Genomic DNA, 22,095 nt, shown 5'->3' on the forward strand with positions numbered 1-22,095 from the left:
GGTGAGTTTTACTTGTAACTATTTACTAATCTTAGGGATTTTTCTTGCAACGCCTGTATCGACAGCAGCCTTAACGACAGCGTCACGTATTTTATCGACAACAGTATTATTAAAAACAGAAGGAATAATGTAAGATTCATTTAATTCTTCATCTGAAACCGTTGAAGCAATTGCTTCAGCAGCTGCTAATTTCATCGCTTCATTTATTTCACTTGCCCGGCAATCCAATGCTCCGCGGAAAATACCAGGGAAGCATAATACATTATTAATTTGGTTTGGATAATCCGAGCGGCCTGTCGCCATCACTCTTACATAAGGAGCTGCTATATCAGGATCAATTTCAGGGATTGGGTTGGCCATTGCGAAAACGATGGCATCATTGGCCATTTTTTGGACATCTTCGGCTTTTAAAGCCCTAGGTGCAGAAACTCCGATAAAAACATCTGCACCTCCGATAACATCTGACAGGCTGCCTTGAAGGTTGTCAGGATTAGTCATTTCCGCATATGCTTGCCAATGGGAGTTTGTATAGCCTTCACCGCGGTAAATCGCACCATTGCGATCAACACCAATGATATTTTGCACACCTGCAGCTAGAAGAATTTTTGTACAAGCTATTCCTGCTGCACCGATGCCATTGATGACAACTTTAATATCCTTTACATTTTTTTGCACAATTTTCAAGGCATTAAGTAAACCTGCATAGATAGCTACAGCTGTGCCATGCTGATCATCGTGGAAGACAGGAATATTAAGCTCTTTCTTTAAGCGTTGCTCTATTTCAAAGCAGCGAGGAGAAGCGATGTCTTCAAGATTTATCCCTCCAAATGTTGGGGAAAGAGCTTTGACAATCTGGATAATTTCTTCTGTGTCTTTCGTATCCAAGCAAATCGGAAATGCATCGACATTTGCCAGCTGCTTGAATAACATTGCTTTACCTTCCATTACCGGCATTGCCGCTTCTGGTCCTATATCACCGAGACCAAGGACAGCTGTACCGTCTGTCACGATAGCGACCGTATTGCTTTTCATGGTGAGAGAATAAACCTTGCTGGGGTCAGCATGTATTGCTTCACTGACGGCAGCTACACCAGGTGTATAAACCCTTGACAAATCATCACGGTTTTTAATCCGCACTTTCGTTTTCATTTCAATTTTGCCACCTAAATGCAAAAGGAAGGTGCTGTCAGAGACGTTGACAATATGAACTCCAGCCAATTCGGAAATCTTACTGACTACCTTTTGCCCGTGATCATTATTATGTACTCGCACTGTAATATCGCGAACTGTATTTGTTTTACTGGAAGAGATGACGTCAAGACCGATAATATCTCCATCAGCATCTCCGATTACATTAACAATTTCTCCTAAAGAAATGATGCTAGTCTCTAACTGTATCCGAATAATAATGTTCATGCTTGCCCCGCTCGGTATAGACATTTCATCCACTCCCATTAACAATTATTAAGTATCTACATCATAAATAAATGGTAATAAACATGGTTGTTATGATCAAAATGTTGGATACTGTATATCCAAACCTTAGATGAGGCAGGAAACCTCAGTAAAAGGCCTTAAGTTATATAATCATCTCCCTTCCTATTCATTGTCCATTCTATGAAACAAGGCCTTCTTAGGAAGTGTTATAAAATGTCAGTGGGAAGGCAAAGAAGGGACGAGATTAACTGCTTTTCTTTTCATTAAAATAATAATGTAAGCGCTTATAAAAAGCAATTGATATCCTAAAAAAGGAAGTATTTAAATGCTGCATTTAGGTATATGCTGCTTTTTGGCGCAATATCCTGATTCCTTTTCCTTAAAAGTAAAAACCAGCCTGTTCAACTTAACTAAACAGGCTGGTTGCTATGAAATCAATAGATTAGCACCAAACAATGATTTTGTAAGGAGTTGTTAAGGCTGGAATGCTTTTAGTGGAAGCTCCATAAAGGACAATGAGGTTTCGGTTCATAAGCGTCCCTGTAAAAGGCTGATCATTTTTTAAGCGTAGTTGGGTGCTTGAAGCAATATTTAATTTCAAGGTTCCGTCACTGCTGACTAATTGGCTGTTAAAATAGTCTGCTTTCACATTTTGATATGGTAATTCCTTTGCTATAGCAATGGCCTCATAACGGGGGGGATAAATAAGGGGGACAGGAGCATTACCATCATAAAATCCAGTTACCCGATCACCAGGCTGCACGATTAAATGGTCAATAAAATAAGTGGATGGGGCGATGACGAAGTGAACGATGGACCCTGTATGATCTTCAACGGTAAAAATTTTATGACAACCGTTCCCCTCATTATTTTGGCTGGTTGGAAAATCAGATATATTGGTGACAATGCCTTGAAAAAAATAAAATTTAACCATTTTTATTCCCTCCAATTAATAAAAAAAAGACTTTCTGTTGCTTGTTAACAAAGCATAGAGTTCATATTTTTTCCAAACCGTAATAATTACTATTTACAACTAAGCATAATTAAAATATGATAGAGAACATAAAACGAAATGGTTCTTATTTATTTAAAAAGCAAGAGTAAGTGATTATTAACGTGAAATGGATTGTGTTAAATAAAAATATTTTTATGCTCATGGCGGTCATTTTAGTACTGCTTTTAGCAGCATGTTCAAATACATAACAGCATTCGTTTTAGGAATAATTCTTCTAGCAAGTACGGACCAGTTGGACTGGGCTGTTAGAGTTTTTACGGGAGCTACTGAAGTTGATTATGTAAAAAATTCGATGATAGGCGCGGTTTTGCTCTTTTTCGTGATTCTGTTACCTGCAGCACATGCTTGGGGAAAACACGGGTTGTGGCTTGCCTTTATCCTTTTTAGTTTAGCAAGATCCGTTCTTCTGCTGTTATATTTGCCGAAATTAACAAATGGTTTACCAGTATCTTGAGCAAGGATGGACCTATATGACTTCCCTTGCCAAGCAGCTGCATTTCCCTCAATATAAGAGGGAAAGTATATATAAAAGAAAAGGGCGTTATCATGAAAAAGTTATTAGTAATACTTGCAATTATCGGCATTGCTGTATGTCTTTTTGTTTACCTTCAAAGAGATGATGCAGAAGAACAAGAGATCAAGATAGCAGCAACTAAACAGTCATTTTTTATAGCAGAAGATGGGGATGACGCGAATGACGGTAGCATAGAAGAACCTTTTCAAACATTGGAAAAGGCAAGTGAAGCAGCAATTCCCGGCACAACTGTATATATCCGCGGAGGGACTTATTACGAGTCTTTACAGGTGAACCACAGCGGAACAAAAACAGAGCCGATTGTTTTTCAGGCCTATGACGGCGAAGAAGTTATTATAAGCGGAGAAAAAATGGATGATGCAGAGGAGGACACAGCCCTCGCTTCCATTAATGATAAAAGCTATATTACAATAAAAGGCCTGACGTTTACTAATCTCTCCACAGAGCTGGCAGATGAAACGGTTATAGGTATATACGTTACTGGCAACAGCAGTCATATTTCGATTGAGAATAACACTGTCCGAAATATTGAGACATTCCATGATGAGGGCAATGGCCATGGAATTGCTGTTTATGCAACAGAGGCAATGAAGGACATAACAATAAAAGATAATCTCGTGGAAAATTTGAAGCTTGGTGCAAGTGAAGCACTAGTTCTTAATGGAAATATTGATGGATTTCAAATATCTCATAACACTGTAAGAGATAATGACAACATCGGTATTGATATGATTGGTTATGAAGGCACTAGCGAGGAAAATGATTACGTTAGAAACGGAGCTGTTGAAAGCAATATTGTTTATAATAATAGTTCCTACGGCAACCCTGCATATGGGGAAGATTACAGTGCTGGCGGAATTTATATTGATGGCGGCCGTAACATTACTGTTGATCATAACATTGTGCATCATAATGACCTTGGAATCGAAGCAACCTCTGAGCATCATAAAAAATATGCCGTCCATATTGATATTACAAGTAATACTGTATATGAAAATAATTATACAGGCATCTCTATCGGCGGTTATGATACAGAAAGAGGAGGTACAAAAAACTCTACGATAGCCAAAAATATTTTGTATAAAAATGATACAAAAGGTTTGGATGGCGGTCAGCTGATGCTGCAGCATGATACGAGCAGTAATAAAATCGAGAAGAATGTTTTCTCTTCAAGTGAAAATGGACTATTTATCATTAATTATTTTACCGCGAACAGCAGCAATACCCTTTCAAGCAATGTATATCATCTAGAAGAGGATAAGGAGACAATCTGGGTTTGGAAGGATGAGGAATATACTAGCCTCGCTTCCTTCGAAACAGCAGCAGATAGTGACAGTAATTCAAGCATACTTGATCTTGGTTTTGCGGATCCAGAAAATGGTGATTTTACATTAACGTCTGACTCGCCAGTTAAGAATATAATAGAATAGATGATGTTAAGGTTAATGTGTAGAACTACTATGCATTAACCTTTTTTCGCTGTATAGGAGAATTTTCACCATAAATATCAAGGAACAACCATTAGTTGCGCCTTGGTGCGCATAGAAGTATCTTTACTTTATGACTTATCGCATTAATATAAAAAATGTAAAGGCAGGCGAACAATAAGATGATTTTTAGTGAGCGACTAAAAAAGGAAAGGGAGAAAAAGGGATGGTCTCAACATGATTTAGCAGAAAGAATTCATGTAAGTCGTCAGTCTGTTTCAAAGTGGGAAACAGGCAAGAATTATCCCAGTATTGAAATGATCATTCATCTTAGTGATTTATTTGGCGTTACAATTGATGAATTGTTAAGGAGCGATAAAGAATTGAAGGATAAAGTTATTAAAGACAGCAAGCAGCTTGCCCACCCGAAATGGAAGGTTTTTTTTGAAAGTATATTTTCCATTGGTGTCCTGTTGTTGGTTGCAAAATTAATTATCTTACTGTTAAATCATTTCGGAGGGAAAGCTATAAGTTTAGAAGGAATACCAACAGGAATCGTATCGTTTTTACCATTAGTTTTGATGCTTGTCGGCGGAATTGGGGCAGATCAGCTGAAGAATAAATATGTAGAGTAAGCAATACAAAATACAGCTAAAGCCTGCAGGCTTAATTTAATTAATCTTAAAGCATATGCCAGAAAAGTTTAGTATAGAAGCTGTTGGGGAAAACTTAAACCATAACGTTATACTGTACAGTTTCTGGTTGGTATGATATATTATATATAAATAATGAACGGAAAGGGTGAGTAATTTGGGAAGGCGTTGCTGCGTATCGGAAAAGTGGCTGAATTAAGTGGATTGTCAACACGGACAATAGATTATTATTCTCAAATTGGTTTACTGGAGGTACAACGGTCTTCTTCTAATTACCGCTTATATCCAGAGAACGTCCTTGAAACATTGGAAAGAATTAAGCTATTGAAGCAGCAAAGGATGTCGATGGAGGAAATAAAGGAAGCCTTGAAGTCAGATGTTTCTGGAGACATCGAACCGATTATTTGCGATGTTCAAGATGAAATAAACTGCTTGCAAAGGAAACTTTCCCTTTTGGAAGAAAAACTAAAAAATGTGCCTCCAGAAGAAAGAATGAAGGTTTATAAAAGAATTGAACCAAAAATGACAGCAATTATGACGCTGTTAACATTGTTATAACTATTCATACGGAGGTGAATCCCTCAACCTTGAGGGAATTGATTGGACATAATTACTCTTACAAATCTGTTCATACTTGCAATATTGATCGTGCTTACGGCATTCTTTGTCGGCTCAGAGTTCGCGGTCGTTAAAATCCGTCTGTCACGAATTGATCAACTGATTGCAGAGGGGAACAAAAAAGCAGTAATGGCTAAAAAAGTGGCGAGCAATCTCGATTATTATCTTTCCGCCTGCCAGCTTGGTATTACCGTTACGGCACTAGGTCTTGGTGCCCTTGGAAAGCCGGCTGTAGAGCGAATTCTTTATCCTATTTTTGATTTGTTGAATGTGCCAGGGTCGGTATCCTCGATTGCTTCTTATGCAATCGCATTTATTCTTGTAACCTTCCTCCATGTCGTTGTTGGTGAAATGGCACCGAAAACATTAGCTATTGAATTTCCAGAAAAGCTGACATTAATGCTGTCAGGTCCATTGTATTGGTTTGGTAAAGTAATGTACCCGTTTATTTGGGCACTAAATGGAGCATCTGGCAGAATACTGCGCGTATTCGGAGTAAAACCAGCCGGACACGAGCATGCCTACTCAGAGGAAGAGCTGAAGATTGTTATGGCGCAAAGCTATCAGGGCGGTGAATTGAACGAGACAGAGCTTGAATATATGGAGAATGTCTTCTCGTTTGATGAACGTGTTGCTAAAGATATCATGGTGCCGAGAACATCCTTAATTACATTGGACCAAAATATGGACCGGGAAGAAATCATAAAAGTTCTTGATGAATTTAACTATACTCGTTATCCAATAACATTAGACGGAGACAAAGACAATATAGTCGGTATGGTAAACATAAAAAAAATGTTAGCCAATATGGCTACAGGAAGAAACCGTCAGCTAAATGAATTTATCCGTGAACTGCCAGTTGTGCTGGAAGTTACTCGCATACAGGACATTTTGTATAAAATGCAAAAGGAAAGAATTCATATGGTATTGGTTATTGATGAGTATGGAGGAACATCTGGAATACTGACAATGGAAGATATCCTTGAGGAATTAGTCGGCGAAATAAGAGATGAATTTGATGCTGATGAAGTGGAAGATATTCAAAGCATTGGAAAACACCGTTATTTAGTCAACGGCCGTGTGTTGCTGGAAGATTTGGAAGATCAATTCGGCATCCGCTTTGAAGAAAAAGAAACAATTGACACAATCGGTGGCTGGATGCAATACCAATTAGTTGATAATGTTCAATTAGACGACCAAGTTGAATATGGAAAGTATGTATGGACTGTCACTGAGATGGACAATTATCAAATAAAACAGGTTACACTTGCTAAAACGGAATCAACTGATGATGTCGAAATGGTCCTCAACTGATCAGTTACTAAGCATGAAAACTTTTAAAAATAGGAGCGCATGAATTGGACGGATTAATAGCTTTGAATTTGTTTCTTGTGGCCGTATTTATCGGATTGACTGCATTTTTTGTTGGTGCGGAGTTTGCGATATTAAAGGTAAGGATGTCACGAATCGATCAATTGATTACAGAGGGTAATAAAAAGGCTCATATCGCGAAAAAAGTTGCACAGAATCTTGACTTTTACTTGTCAGCCTGTCAGCTGGGTATTACGATTACTGCCCTAGTACTTGGTGCATTAGGAGAGCCTACAGTGGAGAAGATGCTTCATCCTTTATTTGAAAGGTTTAATGTTCCAGAAGCATTAGCCACTGTCCTGTCTTATGCTATTGCCCTGTCAATTGTTACATTTCTCCATGTAGTATTAGGAGAGCTTGCACCTAAAACATTGGCAATTCAATATGCTGAAAAAATGACACTTATGCTTGCACCGCCTCTTTACTGGTTTGGTAAAGTGACAAAGCCAATTATCTCCGCATTGAACGGATCTTCCCGCATTCTCCTGCGTATGTTTGGGGTTAAACCAGCTGGGCATGAGACGGTCCATTCAGAGGAAGAATTGAAGCTCATTGTTACACAAAGCTATGAGAGCGGAGAAATTAATAGAACAGAGCTTGAATACCTGGAAAATATCTTTGCCTTTGATGAGCGGATTTTGAAGGATATTATGATACCGAAAGAGAGAATTATTTCAGTTGAAAAAGGCATGCCTTTTGATCAAATAATAACTGTTTTAGATCAGTATGAATATACGAGATATCCGGTTACAGATAAAGGGGAATATATCGGATTTATTAACACAAAAGAAATGCTTACAAGTGTTGTGGCAGGCAGGAAACTGACAATGGATTCTGTTGTCCATTCACTGCCTAGCTTTAAAGAGACAGCACCAATTAAAGATGCATTATTAAAAATGCAGCAAAGCAGTACACATTTAGCGATTGTAAAAGATAAGAACGGCAAAACTGCAGGTATTGTTTCGATGGAAGACATATTAGAAGAAATCGTCGGAGAAATCGGCGATGACTTAATCGAAGCAGCCGTTCCAGCTAAATAATTTTAGGAAGGGAGAAGCAGTATGTTTATCATATATTTTTTGATTATCCTAATTGTCCCTATATGGGCACAATTCAGAGTAAGAAGCGCTTATAAAAAGTATTCTAATGTAACAGCGTCATCCCAAATGTCCGGGAGAGAGGTAGCCAGAAGAATTCTTGATTCCAACGGCTTGTATGACGTTTCTATTGAGGAAACAAGGGGAGTATTATCTGACCATTATGATCCGCGCTCTAAGGTTGTCCGCTTATCTTCTGACAACTATCATGGCCATTCAGTGGCAGCAGCGGCGATTGCAGCCCATGAGGTCGGCCATGCGATTCAAGACCAACAAAGCTACGCGTTTTTAAGATTCCGTCACGCTCTTGTCCCTGTAGCGAATATCGGCAGTAACTTTTCCTGGATCTTGATTCTAATCGGAATGATCGCAGGCATGAGCAATTTATTACTTCTTGGAATTGTATTCATGGCAGCAGCGGTATTATTTCAGTTTGTGACATTGCCTGTAGAGTTTAATGCCTCTAACAGAGCGATGGATGAGGTCGTTTCCCTTGGTATTATTCGCAATGACGAAGAAAGAGAAACGAAGAAAGTGCTAAACGCAGCAGCATTGACATATGTTGCAGCTGCAGCAGTTGCTGTTCTGGAGCTGATTCGTTTGATTTTAATCTATACTGGAATGCAGCGAGATGAAGACTGATTAATCAGGAGGCACCTATCTAATAGGTGCCTCTTTTTTATGCCTTATGAAGCGGCCAAACTCATGACTTAAAAAAGGTATGTATTTCTTCGTTTGAACCTCCCTCCATTGAAATGGAAGGATTCTGTGTTAATTCACTGAACTTCGTACTGTCTATGGTAAACAAATAGAAATCGTGCTTGTGTCGGGGACACCACATATTCTACCGTAATATTACACAGGCCAATAACCAGCGGGTTCTTGCATGATTACCCTCAACATCTAGCCAAGGATAACGCCTTTATATCACTAGAAAGGGCTTTGGAGGCAATTAAGCCATATACTTTAAACGGAAATTCAAGCCCACACCTAATGAACCAATATAGTCTGCATTGACATCGTGCAGCTTACAATTGATACAATGAGCTAAACTAACGCCATATTTTTTACTTTGGCTATATCGAATGATAGTAAGATGACCGCAATCTGGACATCTTCTTGATGTATTCTTTGGGGAAACACGATTTACCACAATTCGCTTATGCACCGATTTATATTTGGTGTATTTTACGATACGTCCCTTTACCCAAAAGGCAAACTTCCGGTTTAGTCTTTTAGATTTTCGCAGTTTGCAAGGTTTCAAGTTATCTAGATGTTCAAATACGATAGTTCTCGCTCCATGTTCGTAGGCGAAGTCTACAATTTCTTTTGAAACCTTATGTGCAATATAATCGTTAAAATTAGCTATCTTTTTCCACAATAGTTGGCATTGTTTTTCATCTTCCGGTGCAACACCTGTTTGGTGTTGTTTTTTTACTATTCTGTCCAGATACATCTTCCTAAGGCGATTATCTTGTTTAGCTGAAATAAATTTGACAGCCAAGACTCGGCCTTCTGCATCTTGAATGGATAAAACCGCGTGGTGGTTGATTCCTAAATCTACACAGCACTTACGGAAATTATCTTCTTTTACTCGTTCTGTTACCTTTCCCAGTTTTAACCCTTTTACAGGCAAGACCATAGGGATATGTAATTCCCAACCATGTTTCTTCTTCACTAAACTAGGAGACCCCAATTCATACCCTTCCGGTATGATAAGAGGTTCTGATAAGGTCACTTTCCTTTTGACATAGGAAGTACCCGTAAACATTTTTAATAAGATGTGATAGGGGTCTAACACTTTGTATTCTGTTTTATAAAAAGAAACCCAGGACTCCGTTTTTGTGACATATAAAGGTGGGTGCTCAAGGAAAGAGATTTCTTTTTTGCCTTTTTGTTTTCTTAACAGATTTTTAGCTAAGTGTTTTTCTTTTTTCTCTTGCCATTTTTCGTATCTTGTTCTCCAAGAAGAGGCTTGTCCAACTGATTCCGATATAGAAGCTCTTCTAAAACCAGACGGGTATTTGCCGAATTTTTCTTTCAATGAATACCTTGGATTTAGATTGCTTTTCGTTTGGTGAGTTAAAGTTTCTAATTTTCCTAACCAATCCCCATCCATCGTATCCATATTCTCACGGATGACTTCTAAATAAAAAGACATGACATCATTGTATTGGTTTGTCGTCTTCTGACAAAGGAAGTCCAATTCCTCATCTGTATTCAATTGAATTTTCTTTGTCTTTGCAAAACCATATAAATGTGCCATTGCGTCTTAACCCTTCTTTTGATTGTCTATGTACTTTCTTATGGTATCCTCCGATATAGAACCGACGGTTCCAACGTAATAAGAGGGATTCCATAAGTGACCTCCATACAATTCTTTTTGAATAGTTGGATGTTTCTTAAATAAAAGTCTAGCAGAAACACCTTTGAATTTTTTAATTATATTCGTTATTAAATCATTAGGAGTGGCTGTTATAAACAAATGAACATGGTCTTCCATTACTTCCATTTGCTCGATACTAAAATTATTTTGACTGGATATATCATTTAGAATTAATTTTAAATCATCTTGGATTTCTCCAGTAAGTATAGGTTTTCTATATTTCGTACACCAGAAAAAATGATACCCAATCTCGAATACACTGTTGCGATTTCTTCTTAGTTACATCTATTAACCACCTAGGTTTTTCTTGATACATATATAATAATATACGTAAACATAATAAGAAAGTACGTTCGCTTAATTCGCTAAAAAAATGTGACTAACCTCTCATTGAAATAAGAGGAATGCGTCACACGATATCTTCAAAAATAAATATTAATTATTAATTATGAATATGGTAGAATTTAATAAATTGAATATTTGGAAAATAAAGAATATACATAGAATGCTTCTATTCGGAAAGGAAAAAAAGTATGAAGGAGTTATCAACCAAGGTTCAAGGAATTAAAGCAGCAAAAGTAAGACAAATGTATGAGCTGTCACAAGGGCTAGAGGATGTGGTCAGTTTTGTTATTGGCGAGCCAGAGTTCGATACCCCGAAAAACATAATAGACGCTGCTAAATCAGCAATGGATAATGGCGAAACCCACTATACTCCTAACTCTGGGTTACTTCCATTGCGTGAAGCAGTTAGCAAACACTTTAAGAATTTCGATAAAGTCAGCTATGATCCTGCTAATGAAATTTTTATTACTGTTGGCGGTATGCAAGGATTGTCTTTATCTTTGTTTATTTTAACCAATCCAGGTGATGAGGTGATTGTAAGCGACCCATGCTATACGAACTATTTTGGCATGATTGAGATGAATAATGCTGTGCCTGTTACAGTGCCTGTTTATGAGGAAGAAGGTTTTAACTTTACAGAAGAGCGTCTGAGAGAAGCGATATCAGCTAAGACAAAAGCAATAATTCTGAACTCCCCGTCTAATCCGACAGGTGCTGTCGCAGGCAAGGAAATAATGGAAATGATTGCTCGGGTGGCGATTGAACATGATTTATATGTTATTTTTGATGAGGTATACAAATATTTGACGTATGACGAGCCTTTTTTTAATATAGCGAGAATCTCGGGCATGAGAGAAAGAACCATCATCATTGACTCTGTTTCTAAATCCTATGCTATGACAGGCTGGCGCGTCGGCTATTGTCTCGCACCGAGTCCAATAATTGCTCAAATGCAGAAAATCCAGGAATTTATGCTGTCATGTGTAAATACAACAGCTCAATTTGCAGCAATCGAAGCGTTGACAGGTCCGACTGAAGCTTATGCTTATATGAATGAGCAATATAAGGAGCGCAGAAGCATCATGGTGGGGCGTATTAACAAAATAGATAAGATATCCTGTGTAATGCCTAAAGGGGCTTTCTACGTCTTTATGAACATAAAAGAAACAGGCTTAACTTCCGATGAGTTTGCTATAAGGCTGCTTAACGAACAGCGCGTAGTTGTGTCACCTGGCGATTGCTTTGGCAGTATGGGAGAAGGTTATGTTAGGCTGTCATATGCGTCATCTGTTGAAAATATTTATAAAGGATTTGACCGGATTGACAGGTTTGTTCAAGATCTGTTTACAGAAGAAAGAAAGACAAATTAGTAAGGCGTGGGGGCATGGAGATTTCATGTCTCTATTCTGTTATTTAGGTAAACTATAAAAAAAGCAAAAGAGGTGGAGCCTGATGTGCGGTCGATATTCATTAGTAAGTGAGCTGTCCCAATTACAAGCAGAATTTGATTTTGAGTTTTCTGCTGAGCTTACGCCCAGATATAATATTGCTCCAGGGCAGGATGTCCTTGCAATAGGATATAACAATGGAAGACGGATAGGGAGCTACTTAAGATGGGGACTAGTCCCTTTTTGGGCGAAGGAAGAAAAAATAGGCTATAAACTAATCAATGCCCGTATGGAAAGCCTGGAAGAAAAGCCTTCATTCAAACATGCCTTTCAAAAAAGAAGATGTTTAATCATTTGCGACGGTTACTATGAATGGAAAAAGACAAAGAGTGAAAAGCAGCCTTTTCGGTTTGTCATGAAAGATAGGCGGCCATTTGCGATGGCTGGCTTATTTGAGGTTTGGAAAAAAGCAGATGGAACGAAGCCTCTTGCTACTTGTACCATTATAACAACAGAAGCAAATGCTAGTACAGAAGATATTCATGATAGAATGCCGGTTATTTTGAAGCAGGAAGATTATGATTATTGGATGAACCCGAAGAACAGTAACATAAACGAATTAAAGCAGCTACTTGTACCATATAGTGCAGAAGCAATGGATAAATATGAGGTTTCAACCCTTGTCAATTCACCAAAAAATGAAGGGGAAGAATTGGCCATCCCGTTTAATAGTCAGTGACAAATTAATGACATGAATAAAATTAATGAAAAAATACTACAGGCATTCAAAGTGAAAGTCCCATAAAATTTGACAATAATCGCAACAAATGCGAGTAAGTATATAAATATTTATGAGGAATTGTTAAGGTGAATTTGTCAGGGGAAATGGAATGCACATTGATGAATTAAAAAAAGCGTGGAAGGATAGAGGATCCACAGATTTATTTGTATATGTTATTTCCTGTTTGAAAGTGCACTTTCGTTAAATAATCAGAGTGCATGCTGCTTATCAAATTAGGTAGTTTCCATACTTATTACAATCACCTTCATATTTACAGCATTTCAAAACAGGGAATGAGCCGAATAGTCTATACTCAACCATTCCTATAGTAGGCTTTTCGGCTTCCGAGCATGTCCATGATTAGAGGGGCTTTACAGGCAAATAAACAGAACGGTAATAAAGGTTCTAGCATCTCCTTAATTTCTAGGATTAGGTTTAGATTATTTTACGGCAGTAGCAAAAAAAGGTACGGTAAGTCATTAACATACTTTTCAATGAAAAAGTTAGGTTGTTTATGTCTGCTGTTGTACTAAGACCCTCTTGATGACATAGCACAGTATACAATTAATCGATTGCACACTTATTTTAATTTTATCAGTTTTTCCCCTTACAGCTTTGGTAAAATGCTAATTCTTTTTTATATGGTACTCCTCCTTTTTACAGTGTCCTAAATAGGATACTGTTTTTTTGTTCTTCAAACGAGTTAGAGAATATTGACATTTTGTATACGAATGTATACATTGAATATAGAAACAAAATGTATACATATGTATACAAGGAGGGTGAACAATGAGAAACGAGCATTTTATGAAAGATAGCTATCATCATAGTGAACATCATAAGCGGAAGAATAAAGGACATAAAGGCGCGAAAACATTCCGCCGCGGCCGAGCTATTGCCTTTCTGGAGATGATGAAATTAAAACGCTCTACCATAAAGCAGCAGCTTGAAGCTCCTGAATTTCAGTCTATTCAACCGATCCTAGTCGGAGAATTGAAAGCGATTGATATGGTTATTAATGAGTTTACTGAGCTTTTTGAAATTCAAGAAAATGAAGTGAATGACACTAGCGATGCAAAGATACAGACAGAAGAAGCCAATCCGCATAAAGGGGAGGAATCTTTAAATGAGGAAGATAGGAGTGGATTGGAATAATCTAGTCCGTTTCCTGTTTAAAGGGGAGGTACTATGAAGGAATTAATGGGTTTTCTGAAGCCATACTGGAAAATAACCATACTGGCACCACTGTTTATGGTGCTGGAGGTGTCGATGGATTTGCTTCAGCCATTTTTAATGGCGCAAATCGTCAATGAGGGTGTGATGAAAGGGGATTTAGAGACAATTCAGCGCACTGGCGGGCTGATGATTCTTGTCGCATTTATCGGTTTGATTGGCGGTGCAGGCTGTACGGTGTTTTCCAGTACGGCATCGATGAATTTTGCCACCGATTTGCGAAAAGTAGTTTTTGATAAAGTGCAAAGCTTTTCTTTTCAAAACTTGGATAAGTTTAAAGGAGGCAGTTTAATTACGAGGCTGACGGCCGATATAGTCCAGCTGCAAATGTTTGTGATGATGGTTTTGCGCAGCATTCGCTCACCGCTTTTGAAGATTGGAAGTGTTATTATGGCATTTACTATCAGCTTTAAGCTTGCGTTAATATTTGCCGCAACTATTCCTGTTTTATTTATTATTCTTTATCTGCTTATTCGAAAAGCCTTTCCTACCTATAATATAGTTCAGCAAAAGCTGGATAAGGTTAATACTGTCCTCCAGGAAAATTTGATGGGTATTCGAGTAGTTAAAGCGTTTGTACGCTCTGATTTTGAAAATAACCGGTTTGGGCAAGCAAACGAGGATTATACAAATAATGCAGTCAGGGCAGCTCGCATTGTATCCTTCAATATGCCTGTGTTAATGCTCATTCTTAATTTCAGCCTAGTTATTATCCTTTGGTTTGGAGCACATCAGACGTGGAGCGGATCTTTACAGGTGGGCGATCTTATTGCCTTTATTAACTATGTGACACAGGTGTTGTTTGCTGTGATGATGATTGGCATGATGATGATTACGATTTCCCGCTCAAAGGTGTCAGCAGACCGCATTCAAGAAGTTCTCCATACAGACCTGGATTTAGTGGATCATCAGCACGCAGACCAGCAAGCAATCGTGAAGGGGGAAGTAACTTTTGACCGCGTATCTTTCAGCTATGATGGACAATCTGAAGTGTTAAAGGACATCAGTTTAGTTGCAAGGGCCGGCCAAACTGTAGCCATTCTAGGGGCGACTGGTTCTGGAAAGTCTACAATGATGCAATTAATTCCGAGATTATATGATGCGACAAGCGGCACGGTTATGATTGACGGCACAGATGTTCGTCATATTAAACTGGAACATTTGCGGACATCTGTAGGTGTAGTTTTACAGCAGTCCATCCTGTTCAGCGGCACAATCCGGGATAATATTCGTTATGAGAAACCGGCTGCAACACAAGCTGAAGTTGAATTAGCGGCGAAAGCAGCATGTGCCCATGAATTTATAATGACTATGCCAGATGGATATGATACTGTACTTGGCCAGAGAGGCATGAATTTGTCTGGAGGGCAAAAACAGCGGATTTCGATCGCCAGAGCGCTGTTAGTTCGCCCCGTAATCTTGATTCTAGATGATAGTACAAGTGCAGTTGATTTGGGAACTGAATCCCGCATACAAAAAGCACTAGGGGAATTGCTGGAACATAGCACTGCCTTCATCATTGCTCAGCGTATTTCTTCTGTAATGGAGGCAGATAAAATTGTCGTCCTGGAGGATGGAAGGATTTCCGCAGAAGGCACGCATGAACAGTTAATGAAAACTAGTGAAGTGTATCAGGAAATATACCGCTCCCAGCTGGGAAAGGAGGAAGTAGTTTATGAATGATCGCAAAACAAACATGCCTCCTCAACAGATGGGGTTAGGAGGGCCGAAGCATTTCCGCGGAAACTTGCCAGTTCAGAGGGCAAACAATATGAAGGAAACATTGGTAAGAATATGGCGCTATATTGGTCATCAACGGAAAGGATTAGTGCTGGTTGTATTCTTGACAATGACAACAGCAGTTTTAAACCTGCTAGGTCCTTACTTAATTGGTGTTTCAATCGATAAATATATCATCACTCGCGACGTAAACGGCCTTGTTTGGTTTTGTGCCGGCTTGCTTGGTGTTTATATATGCAGCTCTATTGCTACCTGGCTTCAATCTTATTTCATGGCAGCTGTTTCTCAATATACAGTACTTGCAATGCGCAAAGATATGTTCGCCAGGCTTCAAAAGCTGCCTTTGCATTTTTTTGATAGACAGTCACATGGAGAATTGATGAGCAGAACGACAAATGATATGGAAAATGTATCAAATACGCTGAATCAAAGCTTTACAACATTAATATCCAGCATTATGACACTGATCGGTGCATTATGCTTTATGCTTAGCCTTAATATTGGATTGACATTGTTAAGCTTTGTAACAATTCCAATTGTCATGTTCCTGACATCAAAAATTGCTAAATTTACGAGAAAATACTTCACTAGCCAACAGCAGCATTTAGGAGAGCTAAATGGGTATATAGAAGAAACTATTTCTGGACAGAAGGCAGTTAAAGTCTTTCATCGGGAGGAAAAGGTGAAGGAAGAGTTTCAGGACATTAATGTAAAGCTTCGCGAGGCATCTATTCGCGCACAAATCTATTCAGGGTTTATGGGCCCTGTCATGAATGTAATGAAAAACGCTAGCTTTGCAATCATTGCCGCAGCAGGCGGCTGGATGGCCCTTGAAGGCATGGTTACAATTGGGGTGGTTGTTAGTTTTCTATCGTATTCAAGGCAGTTTAACGATCCAATCAATCAAGTAGCAAACCAATTCAATATGCTTCAATCAGCAGTGGCAGGAGCGGAGCGTGTTTTTGAAATAATTGATACTCCAACAGAATATGCCAAAAAGCAACCTGTCAAAGTTGTAGAGGATTTGACAGGAGAAGTCATTTTTGAGGACGTTTCTTTTGGTTATAAAGAGGGACACTCCATATTAAAGAATATCACTTTAACTGCAAAGCCTGGTGATACGATTGCCTTAGTTGGGCCGACAGGTGCAGGAAAAACAACCATTGTTAACTTATTAACGAGATTTTACGAGATAAGCAATGGCAGAATCTTAATAGATGGAACAGAGCTTCAAACAATCAGCAAAGACAGTCTGCGCCGCAAATTAGGGATAGTATTGCAGGATGCGTACGTATTCTCTGATTCTATTAGGGAAAATATCCGCTATGGCCGCCTGAATGCTACAGATGAAGAGGTGGAACAAGCGGCACAGCTTGCCAATGCAGATGGATTTATCCGTAAACTGCCAATGGGCTATGACACAGTTCTGACAGCAGAAGGAGGAAACTTAAGTCAAGGTCAACGACAGCTGTTGACAATTGCCCGTGCCATACTAGCAGATCCTGCTGTGTTAATTCTGGATGAAGCAACAAGCAGTATAGACACACGAACTGAAATGCAGATCCAATCAGCTATGAGCGAGCTTATGAAAGGACGGACCAGCTTTGTTATTGCCCACAGGCTTAGTACAATTCGGGAGGCAGACAAGATTCTTGTACTAAAAGACGGCGAAATAATCGAGCGTGGCACCCATGATGAGCTAGTAGAACAAAAAGGCTTCTATTATGATTTGTATACTAGCCAATTTAAAAAGGTAATTTAATAGAATGAGTAAGGAAGACAGCACATGATGAGTGCTGTCTTTTTTGCTGTTCGGCTTTTAGAATAAACAAATTCAATAAAAGATAGAATAGCTCTATCTTTTCACCATCTTTTCACTAAAGGCTACTAAACTACCAATATGAACAAAGAAAGGAGGAAACAAAACAGTGAATGCTAGATTGAAAAAAGGTATTTTCTGGGGAGCAATTGTTGCTTCTATGACGCTTGCGATAAGCTTTATCTTTAATCTGATTGGGGGGACAACAACACTTGCTGCAGGCTTTCACGATCATGGAGGCCCAGGAGAAACGGTGCTGCATCATCACGATGTAGTTGTGCGTGAACGAGTTTTAGTCGGCTATCATAATGAACCAGCATTTCCGTGGATTTGGACCCTCATTATTATTATCATCCTGATAGCAGTGACTGTTCTTGCCGTTAAAAGCTTCAGGAAGAAATCGCAAGCTTCTTCGATGCAGCAATTTATTGATACTTCCATCATGAGTACACCAAAACCGTCTGTGAATTATACGAATGCAACGATTTTAGATGAATGGGAAAAGAATAACGCAGAAAAAAAGGAGAGAATGTAAATGGGTATTTTTAAAAGAATAAAGACAATTGCTAGAGCGGATATTAATAGTTTATTAGACAGCATGGAGAATCCAATTGCGATGCTGAATGAATACACTAGAGAAATGGAACAGGAGCTTAGCAAGGCACAGTCCGCTTTATCTAGACAAATCTTTGTGGAAAAAAAGCAAGCGGCACTTATTTCACAAACAAAGGAATTAGTGGAAAAGCGAGTCCGCCAAGCGAAACTGGCTCTTGAGAAGGGTGATGAAGGGATTGCTAAATTGGCAGTGCAAGAAAAAATCAATTTAGAGACTCAGCTTAATCTTTATGAACAGCAGCTAATCACACTTAAGGAACAAACGAATATTTTGAAGGAAAAATTCAATGAGCTCCAAGTAACTTATAATGAGCTTCAGCATAAGAAAATTTTACTTGCATCCCGTGCAAATGCAGCAAAATCAATCAAGCAGATTCAAAAGGTTACTATTGATTTTAATGGCGAAACAATCACAAAAGGTATAACAAGAGCAGAGGAAAGAATCCTCTTTATGGAAGCAGAAGTGCAAGCAGGCAGCTATACTTCCAACCCGCTAAACAGCTATAACAAAATAAGCTTTTCCAATGTGAGCGATGAGGAAATCGCCAAAGAACTAGACAAGCTTAAAGCTGATAAAGAAGCAATATGAGTGGTTGACAAGAAGGGGAAGTGCCTGAAGTAAAAATAGGTGCTTCTCCTTCTTTAATAAACGTGAAAGGAGCTAAAAAAATGAGAGAAACAATTCAAGACTTACTTCAAATCAATCCTATATCTTATCTAAGTTATGACAAGGCACTGCCAATTTTTATTTATCTAGCAATAGCATTAATTGTGTCTGTCATTCCGATTGTTAAAGCTTGCTTTTCTATTTGGAACACTTTGCTGTTGAATATTATCAGCGATATAGCTGCTGGCAGAAAAATCAGGGGCATTAAGAAGAAGAAACAGCTGCTTGAGGGTGAAGCAGACGGGAAAACATTAAAAGCTGCTTTTCATATGTATTTAGGACACACAGGCGCTTTAATAGCAGCTACTGGTTTATTTTACTTAGTTTCAAAGCAGCAGTACGAATTTATTTTCTATATATTAATCGGGCTTCTTGGGTTATCGTTGTTGTTCTGGATTCGCAGCTTTGTCGGCTTTGTCTGGGCCATTCTTTCTATTGCCATGCTAACAGCACCGTTGTATTACGGCGATGAAACGATCATTATGCATGGTGCGATATTTCTAGCAGCTATTATCCTTGTTCAATCTGTCCTCGGGTCCTTTGTTCAGCTGAAAAGCAGCGTTTCTAATAGAAAGTTAATGAAAGGAAAAGGAATCTTCGGAAGGCTTAAGTGGGTCCCAGCAATGATGTTTGGAGTAGTGCTGATTGGCCAATCTCTTTATGCAGGCTTTTTCATTGTTACTACTTTCTTAAGTTAATTTTAAGAATATGTTGCTAGGATTGGCAGAAAGTGAGTAAGACTTCAGACTTATAATAGATACAAGAAATAATAAAAAAGGAGGAGGAGTTTTACATGAACATACTCTTAGCGGAAGATGATTTCCAGCTTGGTGAGCTAGTTGAATATATGTTAAAGAAGAAGGGCAGCTATAAGGTCGATTGGGTTACGGACGGGGAAGACGCATACGATTACGCGAAAGCCTCACACTATGATATATTGATATTGGATTGGATGATGCCTAATGAGGATGGTGTGTCTGTTTGCAGACGGTTAAGATCCAGCGGCTATTCTGGAGCAATCTTAATGCTGACTGCTAAAGATGCTGTAGAGGATCGAATCATCGGATTGGACGCGGGAGCAGATGACTATCTTGTAAAGCCCTTTGAAATTGAAGAGCTCCTTGCCCGCTTGCGTGCTCTGTCCCGACGCAATTATGCACCTATTCTTGAAGAGCAGCTGTCCATTCATGAAATGCAATTAAACAGGCTCAGCCAGACAATCTCCAATGGAGCAGAAGAAGTACAGTTAAGTCCTCGTGAGTTCCAGATGCTCGACTTGCTCGTGCAAAACCGTGGACAAGTGCTGCCAAGGGAAGTGATTCTTGACAGGATTTGGGGTTTGGATGCAGATGTATCCATGAAAATAATTGATGCAACAGTCAAGCTGCTCCGCAAGAAGTTGGACATGATTGGTCAAAATGGGCTGCTCCAAAGTATAAGGGGGGTAGGTTATAAATTTGAAAGCTAAAATAGCGTCACTTGTTTCTATCTGGAAAGGACGAGACAACCAGGATATCTTTAAAAGCACTCAATATCGGCTGACTGCACTTTACAGCGGCTTGCTAATGCTGTTTTTGCTCCTGTTCATTATTGTTGTTTATTTGCTATTATATTTTACTATTTTTAAGGAGCAAGAACGCGAGCTGAAGGTGACTGCAGAACAGGAAGCAACCAGTATTGAAGCCTATTTGACACAGACAAATCAAACTAATCTTCTTGAATTTCAAAACCAGAAATCACTGGAGAAGGATGTAGATCAGTTTTTCTTTTATGTTGTTAATACTTCTGGTTCACTTGTTCTGGGAGATGAAACGGTGTCTGATTCCCGGTCTGAAATTTTAAACAAGCTGGATGGCTGGGATCCTTCTGAAAACGAAATTCGCAGTGAAACGATAAAAGTGGACAATATAACAGCCGAAAGAAGATTTAAAACGAGAGGCAGAGTAGAAGAGTTTGAGTCAGATCAAAAGCAAGAAACCGTGCGGCTCCTTGTAGCAGCACAGCCTATATACCATCATGGCCAAGAAATCGGCTTGCTTTACATAGGTAAGGAAATCTCGTTTGCGTACCAGCTTTTTAAAATGCTTCCCTTTATCCTGCTAGGGATAGCCGTTCTTTTTATGGGAGTCGCTATTTATATCAGCTACTATATGTCCAAAAAAGCGATGATTCCGATTTCAAGAACGTTTGCGAGACAGAAGGAGTTTGTTGCAGACGCGTCTCATGAATTGCGGACACCGTTGAGTGTGATGCTATCTTCTATAAATGCAATGGAAATGACAGCAGAGTTTAAAGAAGAGGATTATTCACACAAGCTTCTTTTAAATATGAAAAATGAAGTGAAAAGAATGACCGGTTTAGTCGGAGATTTATTAACAATTGCCCGATCAGACATGGAGAAAATAGAGTTGGCAAATGAAACCTTCGATTTTTGCCCATTAGCAAAAAAAACAATCCAATCTTTAAAAATGCTTGCTGATTCGAAACAAATTAAATTATACTTACATGCCCCTGAAGCACTGATTGTGCATGGAGATTCACAGCGTTTTACACAGCTGTTGTATATTCTAGTAGATAATGCAATTAAGTATACTCCGAACGGCGGAGAAGTCTTGCTGTCATTGGCTGCTGATGGGAGAGAACTAGTGGTGGAAGTTAAAGATACTGGCATCGGAATCGACCCGAAAGATCAGCAGCGAATCTTTGACCGTTTTTATCGCACAGATAAATCAAGAACAAGACAAGTCGGGGGTCATGGCCTTGGGCTTTCTATTGCAAAATGGATTGTCGACAGCTATGCAGGGACGATTCACGTAAGCAGTGAAATAGGCAAAGGAAGTGTGTTTTCCATTAGAATTCCTATACAAAAAGAAAATGATAAATAATCTGTTTGATGACAGGGAAAGAGCCTAATCTTTAGGAGAGGTTAGGCTCTTTTTGCGTTAGTCGAAAATTGTCGATAAAAAAC

20 protein-coding genes and 1 pseudogene are annotated in these 22,095 nt (G+C 38.9%); 17 read left to right on the forward strand and 4 right to left on the reverse strand.

The window, feature by feature from the left end; translation table 11 throughout:
- Positions 1–18: 18 nt before the first annotated feature.
- Together L8T27_RS23920 and L8T27_RS23925 are read right to left on the reverse strand one after the other, a co-directional pair.
- Positions 19–1,440 carry an NAD-dependent malic enzyme gene (locus L8T27_RS23920; RefSeq protein ID WP_233316984.1) on the reverse strand — a complete coding sequence of 474 codons (1,422 nt, stop codon included), beginning with the start codon at positions 1,438–1,440 and terminating at the stop codon, positions 19–21.
- Between the two features lie 439 nt (positions 1,441–1,879).
- The gene (locus tag L8T27_RS23925) at positions 1,880–2,371 is read right to left on the reverse strand and encodes a hypothetical protein (protein ID WP_233316985.1); all 492 of its coding nucleotides are present in this window, start codon (positions 2,369–2,371) and stop codon (positions 1,880–1,882) included.
- Between the two features lie 253 nt (positions 2,372–2,624).
- Between L8T27_RS23925 and L8T27_RS23930 the strand changes: the two genes are divergently transcribed.
- From L8T27_RS23930 to L8T27_RS23960, 7 genes are all read left to right on the forward strand, one after another.
- On the forward strand, positions 2,625–2,906 hold the full coding sequence (locus L8T27_RS23930; protein ID WP_237943379.1) for a hypothetical protein: 282 nt from the start codon (positions 2,625–2,627) through the stop codon (positions 2,904–2,906).
- Positions 2,907–2,998: 92 nt separating this feature from the next.
- Positions 2,999–4,417 (forward strand): right-handed parallel beta-helix repeat-containing protein, encoded by a 1,419-nt coding sequence (locus L8T27_RS23935; protein WP_237943381.1) that lies wholly within the window; start codon positions 2,999–3,001, stop codon positions 4,415–4,417.
- Positions 4,418–4,596: 179 nt separating this feature from the next.
- Positions 4,597–5,049: a helix-turn-helix domain-containing protein gene (locus L8T27_RS23940; protein ID WP_237943383.1), complete on the forward strand. Its 453-nt coding sequence runs from the start codon at positions 4,597–4,599 to the stop codon at positions 5,047–5,049.
- Between the two features lie 186 nt (positions 5,050–5,235).
- A complete protein-coding gene (locus L8T27_RS23945; protein ID WP_233316989.1) occupies positions 5,236–5,625 on the forward strand; it encodes a MerR family transcriptional regulator in 390 nt (129 codons plus the stop codon).
- Positions 5,626–5,667: 42 nt separating this feature from the next.
- Positions 5,668–6,999: a hemolysin family protein gene (locus tag L8T27_RS23950; RefSeq protein ID WP_237943386.1), complete on the forward strand. Its 1,332-nt coding sequence runs from the start codon at positions 5,668–5,670 to the stop codon at positions 6,997–6,999.
- A gap of 44 nt (positions 7,000–7,043) precedes the next feature.
- Complete coding sequence (locus tag L8T27_RS23955; RefSeq protein WP_237943388.1) at positions 7,044–8,096, forward strand: hemolysin family protein; 1,053 nt, start codon at positions 7,044–7,046, stop codon at positions 8,094–8,096.
- A 21-nt stretch (positions 8,097–8,117) separates the two neighbouring features.
- On the forward strand, positions 8,118–8,795 hold the full coding sequence (locus L8T27_RS23960; protein WP_233316992.1) for a zinc metallopeptidase: 678 nt from the start codon (positions 8,118–8,120) through the stop codon (positions 8,793–8,795).
- Positions 8,796–9,105: 310 nt separating this feature from the next.
- On the opposite strand, the gene L8T27_RS23965 is transcribed toward L8T27_RS23960, so the two are convergent.
- Positions 9,106–10,419 (reverse strand): IS200/IS605 family accessory protein TnpB-related protein, encoded by a 1,314-nt coding sequence (locus L8T27_RS23965; protein ID WP_237943390.1) that lies wholly within the window; start codon positions 10,417–10,419, stop codon positions 9,106–9,108.
- Positions 10,420–10,425: 6 nt separating this feature from the next.
- Positions 10,426–10,818, reverse strand: a pseudogene (tnpA, locus tag L8T27_RS23970) (IS200/IS605 family transposase); the annotation flags it as partial.
- Between the two features lie 254 nt (positions 10,819–11,072).
- Here tnpA and L8T27_RS23975 point away from each other — a divergent pair.
- From L8T27_RS23975 to L8T27_RS24020, 10 genes are all read left to right on the forward strand, one after another.
- Positions 11,073–12,254 (forward strand): pyridoxal phosphate-dependent aminotransferase, encoded by a 1,182-nt coding sequence (locus L8T27_RS23975; protein ID WP_237943392.1) that lies wholly within the window; start codon positions 11,073–11,075, stop codon positions 12,252–12,254.
- 82 nt (positions 12,255–12,336) lie between these two features.
- Entirely contained in the window at positions 12,337–13,011 is a 675-nt protein-coding gene (locus L8T27_RS23980; RefSeq protein ID WP_233316994.1) for an SOS response-associated peptidase, read from the forward strand.
- 831 nt (positions 13,012–13,842) lie between these two features.
- Complete coding sequence (locus L8T27_RS23985; RefSeq protein ID WP_237943394.1) at positions 13,843–14,208, forward strand: hypothetical protein; 366 nt, start codon at positions 13,843–13,845, stop codon at positions 14,206–14,208.
- A gap of 33 nt (positions 14,209–14,241) precedes the next feature.
- Positions 14,242–15,969, forward strand: coding sequence for an ABC transporter ATP-binding protein (locus L8T27_RS23990; protein ID WP_237943396.1), 1,728 nt, complete (start codon positions 14,242–14,244; stop codon positions 15,967–15,969).
- Entirely contained in the window at positions 15,962–17,788 is a 1,827-nt protein-coding gene (locus L8T27_RS23995; RefSeq protein WP_237943398.1) for an ABC transporter ATP-binding protein, read from the forward strand. Before L8T27_RS23990 ends, L8T27_RS23995 begins: the two co-directional genes overlap by 8 nt.
- Positions 17,789–17,954: 166 nt before the next feature.
- A complete protein-coding gene (locus L8T27_RS24000) occupies positions 17,955–18,380 on the forward strand; it encodes a hypothetical protein (RefSeq protein WP_237943400.1) in 426 nt (141 codons plus the stop codon).
- Positions 18,381–19,049: a PspA/IM30 family protein gene (locus L8T27_RS24005; RefSeq protein ID WP_237943402.1), complete on the forward strand. Its 669-nt coding sequence runs from the start codon at positions 18,381–18,383 to the stop codon at positions 19,047–19,049.
- Positions 19,050–19,129: 80 nt separating this feature from the next.
- Positions 19,130–19,825 (forward strand): M50 family metallopeptidase, encoded by a 696-nt coding sequence (locus L8T27_RS24010; protein ID WP_237943404.1) that lies wholly within the window; start codon positions 19,130–19,132, stop codon positions 19,823–19,825.
- A 95-nt stretch (positions 19,826–19,920) separates the two neighbouring features.
- The gene (locus L8T27_RS24015) at positions 19,921–20,595 is read left to right on the forward strand and encodes a response regulator transcription factor (protein WP_237943406.1); all 675 of its coding nucleotides are present in this window, start codon (positions 19,921–19,923) and stop codon (positions 20,593–20,595) included.
- Positions 20,585–22,012: a sensor histidine kinase gene (locus L8T27_RS24020; RefSeq protein ID WP_237943408.1), complete on the forward strand. Its 1,428-nt coding sequence runs from the start codon at positions 20,585–20,587 to the stop codon at positions 22,010–22,012. The genes L8T27_RS24015 and L8T27_RS24020 overlap by 11 nt, the downstream gene beginning before the upstream one ends.
- Positions 22,013–22,095 lie beyond the last annotated feature (83 nt).

Origin of the sequence: Niallia sp. Man26, from assembly GCF_022049065.2 — a bacterium.
In the GTDB taxonomy this organism is placed as follows: Bacteria; Bacillota; Bacilli; order Bacillales; family Cytobacillaceae; genus Niallia.